Source organism: Variovorax sp. AC103 (assembly GCF_979254005.1).
In genome coordinates, this window is sequence record NZ_CEEDFC010000011.1 from 136,037 (window position 1) to 152,442 (window position 16,406).

The following is a 16,406-nucleotide window of genomic DNA, read 5'->3' on the forward strand; positions in this document are numbered from 1 at the left end:
AGAAAATTCATGATCGCAAACGAAATTCAAGGCCTCGGCATGGTTCCGATGGTCATCGAGCAATCGGGCCGCGGCGAGCGGTCTTACGACATCTACTCGCGCCTCCTCAAGGAGCGCATCATTTTCCTGGTGGGCGAGGTCAACGACCAGACGGCCAACCTCGTGGTGGCGCAGTTGCTGTTCCTCGAGAGCGAGAACCCGGAAAAGGACATCTCGTTCTACATCAACTCCCCGGGCGGCAGCGTGAGCGCCGGCATGGCGATCTACGACACCATGCAGTTCATCAAGCCTGATGTGTCGACCATGTGCCTCGGCTTCGCGGCCAGCATGGGCGCCTTCCTGTTGGCGGCCGGCGAGAAGGGCAAGCGCTTCTCCTTGCCCAACTCGAAGATCATGATCCACCAGGTGCTCGGCGGCGCACGCGGCCAAGCGACGGACATCGAAATCCATGCGCGCGACATCCTGCGCACCAAGGACCAGATGAACCGCATCCTGGCCGAACGCACGGGCCAGCCGCTGGAAAAGGTCAAGTCGGACACCGAACGCGACTACTTTCTGACGGCCGACGAGGCCAAGGAATACGGTCTGGTGGACCAGGTCGTCGCCAAGCGCGGTTAAGGCTGCGCGGCGCCAATGGCGCCAAATGGCAAAAAACGGCGTTTTCCACACGGGAAACGCCGTTTTTGTTTAGTTATCATTGTCCATTCCCTGTAACGAGGCACCTGTCCATGGCCGAAAAAAAAGGCTCTTCCAGCGAAAAAACGCTTTATTGCTCGTTCTGCGGCAAGAGCCAGCATGAGGTCAAGAAGCTGATCGCGGGCCCTTCGGTCTTCATCTGCGACGAGTGCATCGACCTCTGCAACGAGATCATCCGCGACGAACTCCCCGCGGGCGAAGAGGCGCGCGAGGCGCGCAGCGACCTGCCCACGCCGCTGGAGATCAAGACCAACCTCGACAACTACGTGATCGGCCAGGAGCCGGCCAAGCGCATGCTGTCGGTGGCGGTCTACAACCACTACAAGCGCCTGCGCCACAAGGAAAAGGCCAAGGGCGAGGACGTCGAACTCAGCAAGAGCAACATTCTGCTGATCGGCCCCACGGGCTCGGGCAAGACGCTGCTGGCGCAAACGCTGGCGCGCATGCTCGACGTGCCGTTCGTGATGGCCGACGCCACCACCCTGACGGAAGCCGGCTACGTGGGCGAGGACGTCGAGAACATCATCCAGAAGCTGCTGCAGAGCTGCAACTACGAGGTCGAGCGCGCCCAGCGCGGCATCGTCTACATCGACGAAATCGACAAGATCTCGCGCAAGTCCGACAACCCCTCGATCACGCGCGACGTGTCGGGCGAGGGCGTGCAGCAGGCCCTGCTGAAGCTCATCGAAGGCACGATGGCCAGCGTGCCGCCGCAGGGCGGGCGCAAGCACCCGAACCAGGATTTCCTGCAGATCGACACGACCAACATCCTGTTCATCTGCGGCGGTGCGTTCGCGGGCCTCGAGAAGGTCATCGAAAACCGCACCGAGGCGTCGGGTATCGGCTTCGGCGCCAAGGTCAAGAGCAAGGCCCAGCGCAGCATCACCGAAGTGTTCCGCGAGGTCGAGCCCGAAGACCTGATCAAGTTCGGCCTGATCCCCGAACTGGTCGGCCGCATGCCGGTGGTCGCGTCGCTCGCGGAGCTCAGCGAGGACGCGCTGGTGCAGATCCTGACCGAGCCCAAGAACGCGGTGGTCAAGCAGTTCACCAAGCTGCTGCAGATGGAAGGCGTGGACCTCGAGATCCGCCCGGCGGCGCTCAAGGCGATCGCGCGCAAGGCACTGGCCCGCAAGACCGGTGCGCGCGGACTGCGCTCGATCCTTGAACAGTCGCTGATCGACACCATGTTCGAATTGCCCAACGCGACCAATGTCGACAAGGTGGTGGTCGAGGAATCGACCATCGACGAAAACAAGCCCCCGCTGCTCGTGTACCGCGAAGCGGCGAAAAAGGCCTAAAGCCAAAGACGCGAAGGATCTGCATGTCTGGCCACACCCCCTTGCCCCCCGAAGCACTCGACCTGCCGCTGCTCCCGCTGCGCGACGTCGTGGTGTTTCCCCACATGGTGATCCCGCTCTTCGTGGGACGCCCCAAGAGCATCAAGGCGCTCGAACTGGCCATGGAGGCGGAGCGCCGCATCATGCTGGTGGCCCAGAAGGCCGCCGCCAAGGACGAGCCCTCGGTCGAGGACATGTTCGAGGTCGGCTGCGTCTCGACCATCCTGCAGATGCTCAAGCTGCCCGACGGCACGGTGAAGGTGCTGGTCGAAGGCCAGCAACGCGCGCGCGTCAATCGCATCGACGACGGCGAGACGCATTTCTCGGCCAACGTGACGCCCCTGGCGCTTGCCGAAGGCGGCGAAAAAGGCACCGAGGTCGAGGCGCTGCGCCGAGCCGTGATGCAGCAGTTCGACCAGTACGTCAAGCTGAACAAGAAGATCCCGCCCGAGATCCTCACCTCGATCTCGAGCATCGACGATCCGGGCCGCCTGGCGGACACCATCGCCGCGCACCTGCCGCTCAAGCTGGACAACAAGCAGGCCGTGCTGGACCTCGACGACGTCAAGGCACGGCTGGAAAACCTGTTCGGGCAGCTCGAGCGCGAAGTCGACATCCTGAACGTCGACAAGAAGATCCGCGGGCGCGTGAAGCGCCAGATGGAAAAGAACCAGCGCGACTTCTATCTGAACGAGCAGGTCAAGGCCATCCAGAAGGAGCTCGGCGAAGGCGAAGAAGGCGCGGACATCGAGGAGATCGAGAAGAAGATCAAGCTCGCCAAGATGTCCAAGGAAGGCCTGAAGAAGGCCGAGGGCGAGCTCAAGAAGCTCAAGCTCATGTCGCCCATGTCGGCCGAAGCCACCGTGGTGCGCAACTACATCGACGTGCTGATCGCCCTGCCGTGGAGCAAGAAGACCAAGATCAAGCACGACCTGGCCAATGCCGAAGCCGTGCTCAACGCGGACCACTACGGCCTGGAGAAGGTCAAGGACCGCATCCTGGAATATCTCGCGGTGCAGCAACGCGTGGACAAGGTCAAGGCGCCCATCCTGTGCCTCGTGGGCCCGCCGGGCGTCGGCAAGACCTCGCTGGGACAGTCGATCGCCAAGGCGACCGGCCGCAAGTACACGCGCATGGCGCTGGGCGGCATGCGTGACGAGGCCGAGATCCGCGGCCATCGCCGCACCTACATCGGCGCACTGCCGGGCAAGGTGCTGCAGGGCCTGAGCAAGATCGGCACGCGCAATCCGCTGTTCCTGCTCGACGAAATCGACAAGCTGGGCACGGACTTCCGTGGCGACCCCTCGAGCGCGCTGCTCGAAGTGCTCGATCCGGAGCAGAACCACACCTTCGGCGACCACTACGTGGAAGTCGACTTCGACTTGAGCGACGTGATGTTCGTCGCCACGTCGAACTCGATGAACATTCCGCCGGCGTTGCTGGACCGCATGGAAGTCATTCGCCTTTCGGGGTACACCGAGGACGAGAAGACCAACATCGCGATAAAGTACCTGCTGCCCAAGCAGCTGAAGAACAACGGCGTCAAGGAAGAAGAGCTGTTCGTCACCGAGGAGGCCGTGCGTGACATCGTGCGCTACTACACCCGTGAAGCGGGCGTGCGTTCGCTCGAGCGCGAGCTCTCCAAGATCTGCCGCAAGGTGGTGAAGGGCCTGCTGCTCAAGCAACTGACGCCCAAGGTCACGGTCGACGGTGCCAACCTCAACGAGTTCCTCGGCGTGCGCAAGTACAGCTTTGGCCTCGCCGAGAAGCAGAACCAGGTCGGCCAGGTGGTCGGCCTCGCATGGACGGAAGTCGGCGGCGACCTGCTGACGATCGAGGCGGTCACCATGCCCGGCAAGGGCGTGATCAGCCGCACCGGTTCGCTCGGCGACGTGATGAAGGAATCGGTCGAGGCCGCGCGCACCGTGGTGCGCAGCCGCTCGCGCCGCCTGGGCATCAAGGACGAGGTGTTCGAGAAGCGCGACATCCACATCCACGTGCCCGACGGCGCGACGCCCAAGGACGGCCCCAGCGCGGGCGCGGCGATGACGACGGCCTTCGTGTCGGCGCTCACGGGCATTCCCGTGCGCAGCGACGTCGCAATGACCGGCGAAATCACGCTGCGCGGCGAGGTGACGGCCATCGGCGGCCTGAAGGAAAAGCTGCTGGCCGCATTGCGCGGCGGCATCAAGACCGTGCTGATTCCCGAAGAGAACGCCAAGGACCTGCAGGACATTCCCGAGAACGTGAAGAACGGCCTCGAGATCGTGCCTGTGAAGTGGATCGACAAGGTGCTCGAGATTGCGCTCGAGAAGATGCCTGTGCCGTTGTCCGACGAAGAGGTGGCCGCATCGGCCGCGGCGGTGGCCGAGTTGGCCAAGCAGCGCGCGGGTGCGCCGGCTTCAGAGGGCTCGGTCAAGCACTGATCGGTGGCGAAAGTTTGGGAGCCTCGAAATATTGGTATATAATTCGAGGCTCGAAACGCGGGAATAGCTCAGTTGGTAGAGCGCAACCTTGCCAAGGTTGAGGTCGAGAGTTCGAGACTCTTTTCCCGCTCCAGTTTTGAAAAAGGGAAGCGTCAGCTTCCCTTTTTTTCGCAGGTTCGATTTCGTATTTCTGCGTGGCGCGATAGCAAAGCGGTTATGCAACGGATTGCAAATCCGTCTAGCCCGGTTCGACTCCGGGTCGCGCCTCCACCAATTCCCCTGTTAAATCAACAGGTTAGATGCCTCGGACCTTCCTGGGCATTTTTGTTTCCGGCCTCGTTTCAGTTCGTTTTGGGTTCATTGCTACCCGAATTAAGCTCGTCTGCTACCCACGAACGGACTGTTTTGTCCGTCGAAGCCAGTACGATGCGCGCTCCCACCGGAGCCCGATTTGTCCTCTGTCCAGAAGCGCGGCAACAAGTACCAGTTGCGCGTCAAGCACCACCTCCTCGAGAAGCCGTTCTTTCATACCTTCGACGACGAGGTGGAGGCGAACAACTACGCCACGATCCTCGACGGCTGGCTCGAGCGCGGCGTCGTACCGCTGGAGCTGCTCGAGGCGACGCAGGGGCCGGCGCCGAAGTCGCCACTGCTGCTCGAGGTGATGCGCAACTACGAGAACGACCCGAACACACGGGTCGCGTCGAGTGAGCGGCCGACGCTTGCGCTGCTGGCCAGCGAGCTGCCTGGCGTGCGCATGTCGGGCATCACGTTCCAGCGGGTCAACCAGCTGATCGAGGGGTACAAGACCCGAGAGAAGAAGATGACGCCAGGAACGATCAGGAAGCGCGTGGGCGCGCTTTCGAAGGTGGTGGCGTGGTACCACCGCACCACGACGAAAGAAGGGCAGCAGCCGCCCGTGAACGTCGTGACGCTGCTGCCCCGCGGCTACAGCCAGTACGCTGATGGCTCAGTTCGGGACATTGCGCGCGACGTGCGCATGTCGGCCGACGACGAAGCTGCGGTGCGCGCGGCTCTCGCCGGCGTAAAGCGGCCTGACAAAGAGCGCCCCTGGGGCGACGATCCCGCCTTTGAGCTGCTGTTCTCGCTGATCATCGACACGGGGCTGCGACTTCGCGAGGCCTACCGGCTGCGCGTCGACCAGCTGGACGCCGGCCGCGGGCTGCTGAGAATTGAAGGCAGCAAGGGCCACCATGGCGCAGCCAAGCCTAGGACGGTGCCCCTGAAGCGCGAGCTGCGCGTGAAGCTGATCGCCTGGTGCGAGGGGCGCACCGGGCTGATCTTTCCCTTCTGGGACGGCACGCCGGCGGACCTGACCAAATGCACGTCGAGATTGTCCGCGCGCTTCATGTCTTTGTTCGCATATGCGGTGGTGTCGAACTTCACCGAGCACGACCTGCGTCACGAGGCCTGCTGCCGCTGGATGACGCTCAGAGGCGATCGCGGCTGGATCTTCAACGAGATCGAGATCTGCAAGATCATGGGCTGGACTGACACCAAGATGATGCTGCGCTACGCGTCGTTGCGCGGCGAGGATCTCGCGGACCGCTTGTTGTGAGTCTTTCAGCCCCCAACTTGACAACGTGGTTCGCGCCGATGGAACTCGCTACATTAGCAGTCTGAACAAAGGGGAACGATGGTCAAGGACAATCGACAGCAGGCACAAGATACGGGCATGAAGGGCGAAGGCCTTCGCGTGCCGTTTAAGGTGCAGCATTCTGTTAGTCAGAACGGAATCACGAATACGACTGGTCAGGTCGGAATCGAGCGTACCGATGCGCCTGATCGGCGCTTTGTTGCCGATTGTCTTGAGATTCGAGATCATCCCGCTGGATTTGCGCAGTTGTTGTTTGGGCAAACCCAAGTCGATGGGAAGTCTTTGAGAGCATTGCTAGATCTCAGATTTCCCAAGCAAAGCATGGATGGAGTGGCGGCCACATTTCAAAGATATAAATTTGAATCGCCGCCTGTTTCTGACATTGATGAATACTCTCGCTTATTTGATGCTGAGCCGGCTCAGACAATTGCACTTGAGGCGAACCTGATGCGAATGAATGCATCAAGGCATTCATCCGTCATGGACTTCTATTACGCATCTGGGTTTGGAACTGCGCAAGCAATAGCCGGCGCTCATATTTATGTAATTCCAGTTGTGCGTGTTCAGTTGCCGTTCGATCTTGCTCATTTGCTCGGGCGAGAAGTGCAAAAAAAGTTTGGATTGAAGGGCAATCCAGATGAGGTGCAGCCGTGAATGCAATGACGTTCGACGGTTTTGACGATACCAATATTGCCTCTTGGATTTGGAGCGATTTCCTTGGATCTGGCATTGAGGAAAAGCGCAAACCCCAAGCTCGGCAGCGTCTCAAATCCACTACTCAGCCGTCCGGTTTCGATCTCAAGAGCTTTATTGCTCGCGGCCTACGCAATACCTTGGGCAAGCTTGCAGGGAACCGCGATCTGTTGGCCCAGTCCATTGACCTTTCCAGTCAAAAGTCTCCTGGAACGGGGTCACTTAGCTTTGATATTGCATCCGTTGGGCCATCAGAAACGACCGTAGCGGGTGCTCCCGTCGCTGGCGGCCGCATTGGGTCGCTAAACCTGTCCAGCCTGCTTGCACCCGAAACGCGCGCGGCTCTTGGAAATTCTGGGCAGGCCCGATTGGCATCGTTCTCGCGGCTTGCTCCCGGTTGGGACGATGGCGCCGGGGAGTCGCTCAACCTCGATTCGTTGCAACAACTTGATAGATTTTTCTCTGCTTCAAAACTGTCGCCAAACAGCTTGGGAATTTTCATGTCCCAAGATGGAAAGTTGATAATTAATTGGCCGGGCCCTGAAGAAATGTTGATTGAGTTGGAGTTTTCTAATTCCGAAATTTCTGCATTTTTTGAGGCTGATGGCAATACTCTGGTTGGAGAGGTTGGCGACAATCGCTTCTTGGAAAAAATAAAAAACAAGTTTCAATGAGCATCGCCGGAGAGGAGAGACTGGTGCGTGCACTTCACGCACCATTCTGGGATGAGGACCTGCAACGCGGAACGAAAAGCGCATTTCAGCAGCTTCAGGTTTCGCTGAGCCGACTGGCGATCCTTTCATATGACCAGATCGTCGACGCCTTTGTGGCAGATTTGAATCGCCCAGCTTCGGATACCGCGTCGGAGCGCAAGGTCAGCGGTACTGCAACCATTGAGGTCGACACTGTGCTGCGTCTGTGCGCTGATTCTAAAAAGGCGCAGGTTGAGTTTCGAGCCGACCCAGTCGCAGGATCGTCGGTGCGGCGCGCGAACCCCTCGCATGCGCTGATGCTGACTTTCGACCCCGAAGGTGCAGTGAAGAAGCTCCCTGATGCTGTCGCACTGTTGATCATGAAGTCGGCGGCCATCCGGACTCTGTAGCGACATGACGCCGCAATCCGTTGTCAGTGCGGATCAGAATTCACTGACCAACGATCGCGCCTTCGACCAAGATGATGCTGCGCTACGCGTCGTTGCGAGGCGAGGACCTCGCTGATCGGCTGCTTTAGTGGCTTGCCGTGCTCTGCGGTGAGCCGGAGTGCGGCGGCACCTCGCCGAGGTCCCAGTTCACCGCGTAAGCCGACTGCAGAATTCGAAGTCTGTTCGCAACATTGGCGAACGCAGCCTTGACCGCGGCAGGGTTGGCATCAGGGTAGTTCTCGGGCGGGCGTAGCGCGGTCCTCAGCCGCTCAGCTGCAGCCTCCCAAGCCATGAGCGCCACGGCTTGTTCGGTGTCTTTTTTGCTCGCAGAAGTCATGGGCGGAAATGATATCTTTCCGCTCGGTTTCTGCAATGTCATTTGCCAAGCGACGGCAGGGGCGGCAACGCGGGCGGCGCCCGGCGCTTTGCACCAAGTTTGATGATGCCCTCCGGCCGTGTAGGGATCGGCCTGGCCAGCGCCATCTCATTCAGGCGTTGCATCAGCGCCTGGCGCGGGAAGAGCCAGCTGCGACCGATTTTCACGCCTGGCAATTCGTGATTGCGGGCTTTCTCTTCTACGGTCGACGGCTCGCAATCGAGCATGCTGGCCACCTCGTCCTTGCTGAGAATGTCGTCGCTAGCACTCATGCAAGTTCTCCTTGATGCTGGTCGACGTCGATCACGCGCCCGGCTGGCGCGCTGCGTGTCTGCGCGATCGCCTTGTCGCGTGCCCGCGAGAACTCGGCGAAGCTCAGGCTCTTCACCTGGTGGTCGTGCAGGTCGACCAGCAGATCCAGCAGGTCACGCTCTTCGTAGTACAGCGCTGGCGGCCGCCAGTCGCCGGACGACCTGGCTCGCTTGCCGATCTCCTGCAGGGCGAGGTCGATGCTGCGAAGGTGCCCGGCCAGGCCGCGCACGACTCCTTCTGTCTCGATGGCGTCACCGATGTTCACGGCCGTGACGGCGAGCGACCATTCGAGCTCGTTGGCCACGCCTTGGCGCAGAGCCGCAACGGCGCTACGCAGCGGACTCAGGACCACGTCGAGCTCGGCCGTGGTGAGCCGTGCCGCCCGGGATTGGGCAATGGCGACCAGGTTGACGGCGATCGGACGCTTGCGCCGGGAAGGGCGGCCGTGCGTCATGGTTGCTCCTCGAGCAGTTCCAGCACGTCGGCCTCGAGCTCGACCAGCTTGGGCGCTTTCTTCGGCCTGGCTAGGTTGACGACCCATTGCGTGGTGCCGTCGACGGGTTCTTTGACCCTGCCCTCCTTGCCGTGGTGTTCGGACGCATAGCCGCTGGCGGCGGCACGCACCCGCACGCGATCGCCGCTCTTCAGCGTTGCCTTCGCCGGCCCGGCTTGGTGCGAACCATCGCGTGGGAACGGCCACAGTGCGGCCGCGATCACCTGCACGGAGTTGAAGGGCATCGGGACTTCGACCTGGTCGACGTCGAAAAGAACCGACGCCTTCCCGCTCGCCCGGACCTTCATCACGACCCCCTGCTGCTCGAAGCGGTCATCGTCCGGATCCGAGACCGACACCCGGTCGCTCACCTGTGGAAGAGGCTTCTCCTGGGCGCTGTCCCGCCCCCCTGCTGGCCCAGCATCGAGCTCCTGCAGCGCGGCAGCGATGCTCGCTGCTGCTTCTTCCTTCGACGTCTTGCCTTTGCGCGCCGGCGCCGCAGGCTTCGACTTCGATTTTTCTCCCTTCGCACTTCCCTCCGGCTGCGCAGCCAGTTCGGCGTCGGCGGGAGCTTTAGGCGCGCGCTCGGCGCGGATCTGCTCTTGCACCTCGGCCTTGATCGCGTCGATGCTGATGCCCAGGAGGCCCGCCAGCTCGTCGATCATCAAGGCGGAGTCATCGAGCACCCATTCGTCGTCGATCCAGGTCCGCTGTGCGATCCGGTCGCTGAACAGCATTGCAAGGATGACCCTCACTCCGACATCAGTGTCATCGCAGGCGCGGATGGTCGATGCCAGAAGCTCGTCGTCATAGTCGGCCAGGCCCAGCGCGTCGACGCAGTCACCATCGCTGCAACGCTGCTCGGTGCCTGAGAGTTCCAGCAGCAGCCGGCGCATCATGTTCGCCGTCATGGCTGACACCTCACCTGCCTCAATGCGGGGCTGAATCTCCGCCACAGCAGCGGCTCGCCAACGTTTCTGATATTCGAGCGCTAAGTTTTGACGCTCCTGTTTGGCCTCGTACTCCGAGTCCTGTTTGCGCTCTTTCGGAGACTGGGTCTTCTGCCGGGCTCGCGCCTTCGCGTTGCCCGCGAACATCTCGGGGATCACTTCGATCAGTTCGCCGGACTCCGGGGCCACCAGGAGCGCTACCTTCTTCATTTCCTTTGGTGACAGCAGTTCGCGAAGCGGTACGCCGCCCGGCGTGGCACAGTTATCGAGCGACGTGTAGCCCTGCAGATAGTTTGATGTTCCGTGAGGCATGACTTCCTTGGCCTCGCGCCCCTCGATCACCTCCATGCCCTTCGCTTTGGCGATCGCGACGAGGGCGGTCGAATGCGCTTCCTCTTTGTCGTGGAAGCACTTCGGATCAGTGCAGACGTCTGGACCGTCGACATCGGCGAACAAGTCCGGATTGGCGCCGGTGCGTTTCGAGCAGCTCTTGCAGTCGCCGGCAGACGGCACCAGGCCCGCGTCGACGATAGAGAAGCGAGCGGCTGACAGCTTGAGCATCACGTTCTGCTGCACCCAGGTCTGCAGCGCGCGGTAGCTCAGTCGCGGCGAGCCCTGGTGGTCCTTCTCGGTTGCGGCCTCAAGCGCCTTGATCTGCAGCTTCTCGTCGGGAATCCGAGCGATGAGCAGGGCCTTGCTGCCGTCGATGTCGCCAGCACGAAGAGCCTCGCGCGGGGCGCTGGTCAGGTCGAGCAGCTTCATGCGGCCGTAGACGTAGCTGCGGCTCTTGCCGATCCGCTCGCCCACGAGCTCCTTCGCGATGCTCGTCTCTTCGCACAGTCGCTGATAACCCTCGGCTTCCTCGAGTTCGGTCAGATCGTCGCGCTGCAGGTTCTCGACGATCTGAATTTCGAGCACCTCCTGATCGCTCAGGGTGCGGATCATCGCGGGGATCGTCGTCCGTCCCGCGGCCTTGCTGGCCCGGTACCGGCGTTCGCCGGACACAATCTCGTGCGTAGGCAGCGGCATGCCGTCACCGCGGTTGCGGAACGTGTCGTCGAGCCGGTTCGCCGGCAGCGGCCGCACGAGGATGGGCTGGTGCACACCGCTGGCAATGATGCTGTCGGCCAGGTCGACCATCTTCGCTTCGTTGAAGGTCTTGCGCGGATTGGTCAGACTGGGCGTGATCAACGCCAGCTCGAGCATCGCGAACGCCTCGTCGGCCTTCTTCAGCGTGGGCGCAGCTTCGTCGGCTTGCGCGTGGCCATCGGCCGCATCGAATTCTTTGAGGGACATGAGAACTCCAGCGGCTCAGGCCGCGTCGGTGAGCCGAGGCGGCTCGGTGAGTGGGGGGAAGGGGTAGGCGCCATCGCAGTCCGCGAACTGCTTGCGCAGCTGCATGACGGCGAGATAGCCGAGCAGCAGGCCAAGTTCGGCCTCGCGCAGGCTGAGTGCGTAGAGCGCGTTCAATTGGTCGGGGGTGAACTCGCTCGATGCGGCCGCGTCAGGATGCAGGTCTTGACCAGGTGGGCGGAAGCCGAGCTCTTCCGGAAGCGCGCGAAGGAACGCCGAGATTTCCGTGGTCTCGTCTTTGGTCAGCGCGGTGACGCCGTCGAGCTGGATGGGCCAAAAGTGGCGGTTCCCGAGCGCCGGACGAAGAAAGTTCGGGTCACCGCCCATCGTCTGGATGATGTTCATCCCCTCCGGCTCGCGGATCCTCTTGGGCGCAGGCGTGTTGCCAGCAGCAGCTGGCGGATGCCAGCCGGGAAGCGAGAAACCCGTGTAGCCGTCGACGACCTGGCGCACCAGCACGCCATGCTTCAGGATCGGTTTGAAGGCCGCGGTGATCGCGCTGCGCTTGATATCGAAACGCTCGCAGATCTCGGCATGCGAGATGAATCCGCCCATGGCCCTCAGATAGTCCAGCACCTTCGCCGGCGTGCTGCCCGCATGCGGCCGGTATTCGCCGCGGGGGTGATGCACGGTCGGGAACTCTCGTGTCATCGTGCGCGGGTCATCGACGTTGTTCCGAGGGCTGACCTGGAGCGGCTGCGGGGCAATCTCGCGGGCCACGTAGGGGCGAGCCTCAACTTGGTCGCCTGGCAGCCGTTGGCGGCCGTTCTGCAGGCTCGGCAGGGCTAACGCGTCGTAGGCCCCCGGGCGGTTGCATCGGGTCAGCAGCTCGGCGCCCGTGTACACGCTCGGTGCGACCGGTCGACGTGGAGTGGCCACCGTGCAGACGATGGGCTCGGCCGCGGCAGCCGCCTGGTCGTGCGCGGCTTGGAGTGGTGACGTCACAGGCACCCCGCTTTCTCGTAGGCCAAGTGCACGGCACGCATGGCACGTGCGTCCTCCAAAGCGTTGTGGGGCACCAGCGACTCGGCGTCGAGATCTCGACGCACTTCCATCGTCAGCGGCGGTGTGTCGATGCGCGTGCCTGGCCCGGTGATGAGCACGCGGCTGAACTGCGCGATGTCTTCGGGCCAGTCGGCGACGATGTGCACCTTGTCGTAGTCCGCCAGCCACTGGGCCAGCGCGAACTGGATGCGGTGCAGCGACCAGAAGTTGCTCGGGTGCTTCAGCGCCGGCTGCGTGGCGATGGGTTCAGGGCGATAGAGCCCGAGGACTGGCAGCACGTGCTCGGCGACCCATGCGGCAGGAGACGGGCAGGGCATGTAGCGGTAGAAAGACCGGCCCTGCTCGTCGACGAGCGCGAGCGAGATCAGTTCCCCCTCGAACCCGTTGAACTCGGTGTCGATCCAGATCCTCATGCTGGCACCGTGACGGTTGCGCCTGGGATGCCGCTTTCGAGCGAGAGAAACTCGCCAAGCACCAGCTGCTGCAGGTGGCGGATGTCGTGGCTGTTGTTGAGGATCAGATCGGGCGAGAACTCGCTCCCGTCCGTTGCGCTGGAGTGAGAGCCCTCGGTCGTCGTCGCGCCGTCGATGCCTGGGCGCTTGACCTGCCAGATCCGGCCGTCAAGGGCCCGCACTGTTTCGGCCTCGTTCCGGTAGCGGCAGTCCGTGATGACGAAGCGACAAACGCCGTCGCGCATGTCGTCGAGCACGCGTTGCATGAGCTGGCGTGACCAGTAGTGTTCGTGCTGCCGGCGGCGGTATTCGGTTCCCCACCATTGCAGGATCTGGCGGGGCGAGCGCGGCTGGTCGAGCCACTCGGCCGCGATCTGCCCCTCGCCGTCCCGGGGAAGGTTGCCGGTCGCCAGGGCGACGGCACCCAGGAAACCGAGCGGTGCCTTGCGCATGGCCAGCGCCGTCATGGGATGGCCCTTCGTGGTCGGATGCGTGAGGTAGCTGAGCTCGACGTTGAAGCCGTTGGAGACCTCGGCGCGCAGCGCGTCGGCGAAGGCGAGTTTGCGAAAGCCCAGGTGCTCGACGAGCAGGTCGGCGACGGTGTCTTTGCCAGTGCTGGCGTAGCCCGTCATCGCGACGACGATTCTTTTCATGGGAGTGCCTCAAACAGAAGTGGGCTCCGCGACCTCGACGTGCGGCAGGATCGTCCGCATGCCCTTGAGGCGCGTGTGCAAGGTGATGGGGACGCCCTTTTTCAGGGTCGCGGCTTTCGCCTGTGCGGCCTCGCGGCCGTTCTCGGGGTAGACCTGCTCTGCGTGGTAGGTGCGGCCGTCGCCCTGGTGGACCGGCGTTACCTCGAGACACAACACGGGTCGCACATGCGTGCCATCGCCTACCGGCTTGACCCGAACCTGTGCGGCGGCGGCCATGGTCCCGTGAAGCTCGTAGAGCTTTCCCTTGTGCAAGCGCAGCGCGTCGCACTGGTCGGCGAACATGTCCGGCTCCGTGGCTGGTGCAGACGTCTGTACGGTCGCGGTGCTCATGGCTTTGGTCCTCCCTGGAATGCAAGGGCGATCAAGATCACGAGCACAACGGCAGCGCACAGCAGCGCGAATCCCCGGCCAAGGGCGTGCAGCATCCAGTCGAAGGGCGTGCCGCTTGCGTCGCCTTCCTGGTCGATGCCTAGCCCGGCACGGGTGCGTTGCCTGAGTTGCTTGGAGCGTTGCACCAAGCCGTCGAAGTCTGATTGCGAGAGATCGGGCTTCATGGCGAGCCTCCGAAGGTGTGCGCGATCGCGGGCAGGAACACGAACAGCAGGAACATCAGGGCGTAGAACCCAACGCGAAGAAGCGCGCTCATGACGGGCGCCCCTCTGTCTCGAATTTGATGTGCGCCGGCGACATCGGCTCGCTTGCGGATGCCGCACCGGTTGGCTGCTCCTGGAACTGGAGACAGGCCAGGGAGAGCGCGAGCTGGCCGAGCCCGGGCATGAGGAGCTCGCCCTTGAGGATCGTCTCGCGGATCGTGGACGCCAGCGCGTAAACGGCCGGGCGGTCCGAGTCAGCCACCTCCGCCATCGCTGCCAGCACCTGAGCGCTGAGCTCAGTAGTGAGCGCCTGGTCTTGCCCGCCGCTCATGACAGCATCCTCAGCGAATAGTTCGCCTGCTGGATGGCCTCGTCGACGGACCCTGCGAACTGGTCTCCGTAGCCGGCCACTTCGCCGGCGGCATTGGCTGCCTTCAGCAGTTCAATCGCGGCATGCAGGTGCCGTTCGACGGCTTGTTCGGCGACCGAGCGGGCGGGTGCGCTGCGGGCCGCGCGCATAGCAACCAGCTGGCGATCGATGACTTCGGTCATGGCGATGCTGCTCATGCCGGGACCTCGACCAGGTTGCCAAAGTCGTCCATGACCGCCGAGCCCGATGTCCACCATTTGTGTCCGTCGTCGTCGATCCGTGTCGTGGACCAAAACCAACGACCTGCGTTGGCGCCCCGTCCATGGCGCGAGAGCGCAAACGCGTGGCTACCGTCAGCATTGCGCCCGCCTGTCGCCCAGTCGGCGGTGTCGAAGAAGCGCACCGGCGTCGGCGCAGGTGCGTGCAGCGTGATCAGGGCGCTCTGCTGGGCGGCTCGCAGTTGAACGAGCAGCGGCGTGACGCATTGTTCAGGATCGTCCTCGAAGCCCTCGAGGAAACCGACACACCTGGCGAGCAAGTTGCTGATCGCCTGCGGTGCCGCCGCTGCGGCGGGGAAGGGTATGACCATTTCGGGCCTCCGTCGTTGTGACGGCCCGAATACTAGCAAAAAGATAGATTAAAGCAAGCGAAACGCTAGATCATTCGGCCAAGGCGCTTGATGGCTGACCTAGAAGCGGTCTCACAGCGGTAGTTCGAAGGCGATCGAATTGCCGAGCGCGCGCGAAGACCCGTCAGGCCGGGTGCGGACTGAGTTGGGCGAGAGCACCGTCAAAGCGTAGCCCTGCCGAGGCACCTCGAAAACGATTTCTTTTCGTGTTGGCGTCTTGGGGTTGAGGCCTTGGCCTGGCTGAAGACGTCCCGCTCTTGCCATGTTGACGGAGATCGTGTGAGCCATGCTCGGCTCGTAGAGCGCGCCGCTCGAGTCGACGAGGCGGTAGATTGGCTGGAAAGTGGGCGAGAGAGGGGATTTCCCTTGATTTGTCTCTATAACGTCGACGACCACGAAGTTGTCCCCCGCTCGTGTCTCTTGCCCGAGCCAGTTTGTAAATTGCGCGGCATTGCGAGCAGACCGGACCTCGATCTCGAGGCCCTCAAAGACAACAGGTGTGCCAAGGCTGAAAAGCTGAAGCTGCGGCGCCTGCCCGGGGGGTACGGCGCACGCACTGAGCGCAGCGACCAGAGCTGCCGCAAATGTTGCCCGCGTAAGCAAATTCGTCATGTCACCTCTCATTCCGGCGGTGAACCGCCACCATCGATACAGCCTTTGCTCTTGGCTGCGGCATTCGAAGTCCGTGCGATTCTAGGAAACTGGTAGATGCGAGCGGGCCCGCTAGGCTCTACCGGATCCCACTCGCGGGCTCGGAATGGGATGACCCTTGCTCCCCCGAGAGCGCCGTTTCTATGTCGGCTATAAGGTGGCTATATCGGTTGGGCTCCCTCAGGTAAAGCCTCAACAGATCGAACAGCTCCTGACGTCGCGGGGCGTTCACACTTTGGACCGCGGCATGAAAAGCCGCCAGCGACTCCCGCAGAGTGGGGGGCGCGGAAGGCGACGTCAGTTTGTTGCCGACGGGCTGGCTCGCCCAACCAGGTGGCAAGCCTTTGCCATACACCCGTTCGAGCTGGATGATCGTTGGCGCGCCAGGGTACTTTTTCCCAGATTTGCTCTTGTAAAACTGGTAGACCGTCTCTTCATTCATTTCCAGACGGCGAGCTACTTCACGGTAGCCCGCACGTTCATCACCGCGCTCGCTTTCGATTGCAGCGTGCACGATTGCCTTGAAATGGGCGAGCCAGTTGTCTCGAAAGTCCATGACGGTATTCAAGCAAAAAGCTAGACGCATAAACTAGCGATGT

General features: G+C 62.3%; 21 protein-coding genes and 2 tRNA genes. 9 read left to right on the forward strand and 14 right to left on the reverse strand.

Annotated features, from left to right (window positions below):
• The first annotated feature begins 9 nt into the window (after positions 1 to 9).
• The 9 genes from clpP (at position 10) to AC0IYU_RS17585 (ending at position 7,872) form a co-directional block, all read left to right on the forward strand.
• Positions 10 to 618, forward strand: coding sequence for an ATP-dependent Clp endopeptidase proteolytic subunit ClpP (gene clpP / locus AC0IYU_RS17545; protein ID WP_435435882.1), 609 nt, complete (start codon positions 10 to 12; stop codon positions 616 to 618).
• A 110-nt stretch (positions 619 to 728) separates the two neighbouring features.
• Positions 729 to 1,994, forward strand: coding sequence for an ATP-dependent Clp protease ATP-binding subunit ClpX (gene clpX / locus AC0IYU_RS17550; protein WP_435435883.1), 1,266 nt, complete (start codon positions 729 to 731; stop codon positions 1,992 to 1,994).
• Between the two features lie 23 nt (positions 1,995 to 2,017).
• Positions 2,018 to 4,459 carry an endopeptidase La gene (gene lon / locus AC0IYU_RS17555; protein WP_472119394.1) on the forward strand — a complete coding sequence of 814 codons (2,442 nt, stop codon included), beginning with the start codon at positions 2,018 to 2,020 and terminating at the stop codon, positions 4,457 to 4,459.
• A 57-nt stretch (positions 4,460 to 4,516) separates the two neighbouring features.
• A tRNA-Gly gene (locus AC0IYU_RS17560) sits at positions 4,517 to 4,592 on the forward strand.
• A 63-nt stretch (positions 4,593 to 4,655) separates the two neighbouring features.
• Positions 4,656 to 4,729 (forward strand) — tRNA-Cys (locus AC0IYU_RS17565).
• 181 nt (positions 4,730 to 4,910) lie between these two features.
• Positions 4,911 to 6,038: a site-specific integrase gene (locus tag AC0IYU_RS17570; protein WP_472119397.1), complete on the forward strand. Its 1,128-nt coding sequence runs from the start codon at positions 4,911 to 4,913 to the stop codon at positions 6,036 to 6,038.
• A gap of 78 nt (positions 6,039 to 6,116) precedes the next feature.
• Entirely contained in the window at positions 6,117 to 6,731 is a 615-nt protein-coding gene (locus AC0IYU_RS17575; protein ID WP_472119399.1) for a hypothetical protein, read from the forward strand.
• Complete coding sequence (locus AC0IYU_RS17580) at positions 6,728 to 7,444, forward strand: hypothetical protein (RefSeq protein ID WP_472119401.1); 717 nt, start codon at positions 6,728 to 6,730, stop codon at positions 7,442 to 7,444. Before AC0IYU_RS17575 ends, AC0IYU_RS17580 begins: the two co-directional genes overlap by 4 nt.
• On the forward strand, positions 7,441 to 7,872 hold the full coding sequence (locus tag AC0IYU_RS17585) for a hypothetical protein (protein WP_472119403.1): 432 nt from the start codon (positions 7,441 to 7,443) through the stop codon (positions 7,870 to 7,872). The genes AC0IYU_RS17580 and AC0IYU_RS17585 overlap by 4 nt, the downstream gene beginning before the upstream one ends.
• 124 nt (positions 7,873 to 7,996) lie before the next feature.
• Here AC0IYU_RS17585 and AC0IYU_RS17590 read toward each other — a convergent pair whose 3' ends face one another.
• From AC0IYU_RS17590 to AC0IYU_RS17655, 14 genes are all read right to left on the reverse strand, one after another.
• The gene (locus tag AC0IYU_RS17590) at positions 7,997 to 8,248 is read right to left on the reverse strand and encodes a hypothetical protein (protein ID WP_472119406.1); all 252 of its coding nucleotides are present in this window, start codon (positions 8,246 to 8,248) and stop codon (positions 7,997 to 7,999) included.
• 38 nt (positions 8,249 to 8,286) lie between these two features.
• A complete protein-coding gene (locus tag AC0IYU_RS17595) occupies positions 8,287 to 8,559 on the reverse strand; it encodes a helix-turn-helix domain-containing protein (RefSeq protein WP_472119409.1) in 273 nt (90 codons plus the stop codon).
• Complete coding sequence (locus AC0IYU_RS17600) at positions 8,556 to 9,053, reverse strand: hypothetical protein (RefSeq protein WP_472119412.1); 498 nt, start codon at positions 9,051 to 9,053, stop codon at positions 8,556 to 8,558. Before AC0IYU_RS17600 ends, AC0IYU_RS17595 begins: the two co-directional genes overlap by 4 nt.
• On the reverse strand, positions 9,050 to 11,338 hold the full coding sequence (locus tag AC0IYU_RS17605) for a ParB/RepB/Spo0J family partition protein (RefSeq protein ID WP_472119415.1): 2,289 nt from the start codon (positions 11,336 to 11,338) through the stop codon (positions 9,050 to 9,052). The genes AC0IYU_RS17600 and AC0IYU_RS17605 overlap by 4 nt, the downstream gene beginning before the upstream one ends.
• 15 nt (positions 11,339 to 11,353) lie before the next feature.
• Positions 11,354 to 12,340 (reverse strand): hypothetical protein, encoded by a 987-nt coding sequence (locus AC0IYU_RS17610; RefSeq protein ID WP_472119418.1) that lies wholly within the window; start codon positions 12,338 to 12,340, stop codon positions 11,354 to 11,356.
• Entirely contained in the window at positions 12,337 to 12,813 is a 477-nt protein-coding gene (locus AC0IYU_RS17615) for a 3'-5' exonuclease family protein (RefSeq protein WP_472119421.1), read from the reverse strand. Before AC0IYU_RS17615 ends, AC0IYU_RS17610 begins: the two co-directional genes overlap by 4 nt.
• Complete coding sequence (locus AC0IYU_RS17620; RefSeq protein WP_472119423.1) at positions 12,810 to 13,505, reverse strand: deoxynucleotide monophosphate kinase family protein; 696 nt, start codon at positions 13,503 to 13,505, stop codon at positions 12,810 to 12,812. Before AC0IYU_RS17620 ends, AC0IYU_RS17615 begins: the two co-directional genes overlap by 4 nt.
• A 9-nt stretch (positions 13,506 to 13,514) precedes the next feature.
• A complete protein-coding gene (locus AC0IYU_RS17625) occupies positions 13,515 to 13,895 on the reverse strand; it encodes a hypothetical protein (protein ID WP_472119426.1) in 381 nt (126 codons plus the stop codon).
• Positions 13,892 to 14,119 (reverse strand): hypothetical protein, encoded by a 228-nt coding sequence (locus tag AC0IYU_RS17630; RefSeq protein ID WP_472119428.1) that lies wholly within the window; start codon positions 14,117 to 14,119, stop codon positions 13,892 to 13,894. The genes AC0IYU_RS17625 and AC0IYU_RS17630 overlap by 4 nt, the downstream gene beginning before the upstream one ends.
• Before the next feature lie 88 nt (positions 14,120 to 14,207).
• A complete protein-coding gene (locus tag AC0IYU_RS17635; RefSeq protein ID WP_472119431.1) occupies positions 14,208 to 14,489 on the reverse strand; it encodes a hypothetical protein in 282 nt (93 codons plus the stop codon).
• On the reverse strand, positions 14,486 to 14,725 hold the full coding sequence (locus AC0IYU_RS17640) for a hypothetical protein (protein WP_472119433.1): 240 nt from the start codon (positions 14,723 to 14,725) through the stop codon (positions 14,486 to 14,488). Before AC0IYU_RS17640 ends, AC0IYU_RS17635 begins: the two co-directional genes overlap by 4 nt.
• Positions 14,722 to 15,117 carry a hypothetical protein gene (locus AC0IYU_RS17645; protein WP_472119436.1) on the reverse strand — a complete coding sequence of 132 codons (396 nt, stop codon included), beginning with the start codon at positions 15,115 to 15,117 and terminating at the stop codon, positions 14,722 to 14,724. The genes AC0IYU_RS17640 and AC0IYU_RS17645 overlap by 4 nt, the downstream gene beginning before the upstream one ends.
• A gap of 111 nt (positions 15,118 to 15,228) precedes the next feature.
• Positions 15,229 to 15,768, reverse strand: coding sequence for a DUF4352 domain-containing protein (locus tag AC0IYU_RS17650; RefSeq protein WP_472119439.1), 540 nt, complete (start codon positions 15,766 to 15,768; stop codon positions 15,229 to 15,231).
• Positions 15,769 to 15,886: 118 nt separating this feature from the next.
• Positions 15,887 to 16,363: a hypothetical protein gene (locus AC0IYU_RS17655; protein WP_472119441.1), complete on the reverse strand. Its 477-nt coding sequence runs from the start codon at positions 16,361 to 16,363 to the stop codon at positions 15,887 to 15,889.
• Between the last annotated feature and the right edge of the window lie 43 nt (positions 16,364 to 16,406).

Excerpts from the sequence above, each read along its gene's own strand:
- clpP (WP_435435882.1), top strand. The coding sequence starts at position 10 with ATGATCGCAAACGAAATTCAAGGCCTCGGCATGGTTCCGATGGTCATC.
- clpX (WP_435435883.1), top strand. The coding sequence starts at position 729 with ATGGCCGAAAAAAAAGGCTCTTCCAGCGAAAAAACGCTTTATTGCTCG.
- lon (WP_472119394.1), top strand. The coding sequence starts at position 2,018 with ATGTCTGGCCACACCCCCTTGCCCCCCGAAGCACTCGACCTGCCGCTG.
- AC0IYU_RS17575 (WP_472119399.1), top strand. The coding sequence starts at position 6,117 with ATGGTCAAGGACAATCGACAGCAGGCACAAGATACGGGCATGAAGGGC.
- AC0IYU_RS17585 (WP_472119403.1), top strand. The coding sequence starts at position 7,441 with ATGAGCATCGCCGGAGAGGAGAGACTGGTGCGTGCACTTCACGCACCA.
- AC0IYU_RS17590 (WP_472119406.1), bottom strand. The coding sequence starts at position 8,248 with ATGACTTCTGCGAGCAAAAAAGACACCGAACAAGCCGTGGCGCTCATG.
- AC0IYU_RS17595 (WP_472119409.1), bottom strand. The coding sequence starts at position 8,559 with ATGAGTGCTAGCGACGACATTCTCAGCAAGGACGAGGTGGCCAGCATG.
- AC0IYU_RS17600 (WP_472119412.1), bottom strand. The coding sequence starts at position 9,053 with ATGACGCACGGCCGCCCTTCCCGGCGCAAGCGTCCGATCGCCGTCAAC.
- AC0IYU_RS17605 (WP_472119415.1), bottom strand. The coding sequence starts at position 11,338 with ATGTCCCTCAAAGAATTCGATGCGGCCGATGGCCACGCGCAAGCCGAC.
- AC0IYU_RS17615 (WP_472119421.1), bottom strand. The coding sequence starts at position 12,813 with ATGAGGATCTGGATCGACACCGAGTTCAACGGGTTCGAGGGGGAACTG.
- AC0IYU_RS17620 (WP_472119423.1), bottom strand. The coding sequence starts at position 13,505 with ATGAAAAGAATCGTCGTCGCGATGACGGGCTACGCCAGCACTGGCAAA.
- AC0IYU_RS17625 (WP_472119426.1), bottom strand. The coding sequence starts at position 13,895 with ATGAGCACCGCGACCGTACAGACGTCTGCACCAGCCACGGAGCCGGAC.
- AC0IYU_RS17630 (WP_472119428.1), bottom strand. The coding sequence starts at position 14,119 with ATGAAGCCCGATCTCTCGCAATCAGACTTCGACGGCTTGGTGCAACGC.
- AC0IYU_RS17635 (WP_472119431.1), bottom strand. The coding sequence starts at position 14,489 with ATGAGCGGCGGGCAAGACCAGGCGCTCACTACTGAGCTCAGCGCTCAG.
- AC0IYU_RS17640 (WP_472119433.1), bottom strand. The coding sequence starts at position 14,725 with ATGAGCAGCATCGCCATGACCGAAGTCATCGATCGCCAGCTGGTTGCT.
- AC0IYU_RS17645 (WP_472119436.1), bottom strand. The coding sequence starts at position 15,117 with ATGGTCATACCCTTCCCCGCCGCAGCGGCGGCACCGCAGGCGATCAGC.
- AC0IYU_RS17650 (WP_472119439.1), bottom strand. The coding sequence starts at position 15,768 with ATGACGAATTTGCTTACGCGGGCAACATTTGCGGCAGCTCTGGTCGCT.
- AC0IYU_RS17655 (WP_472119441.1), bottom strand. The coding sequence starts at position 16,363 with ATGGACTTTCGAGACAACTGGCTCGCCCATTTCAAGGCAATCGTGCAC.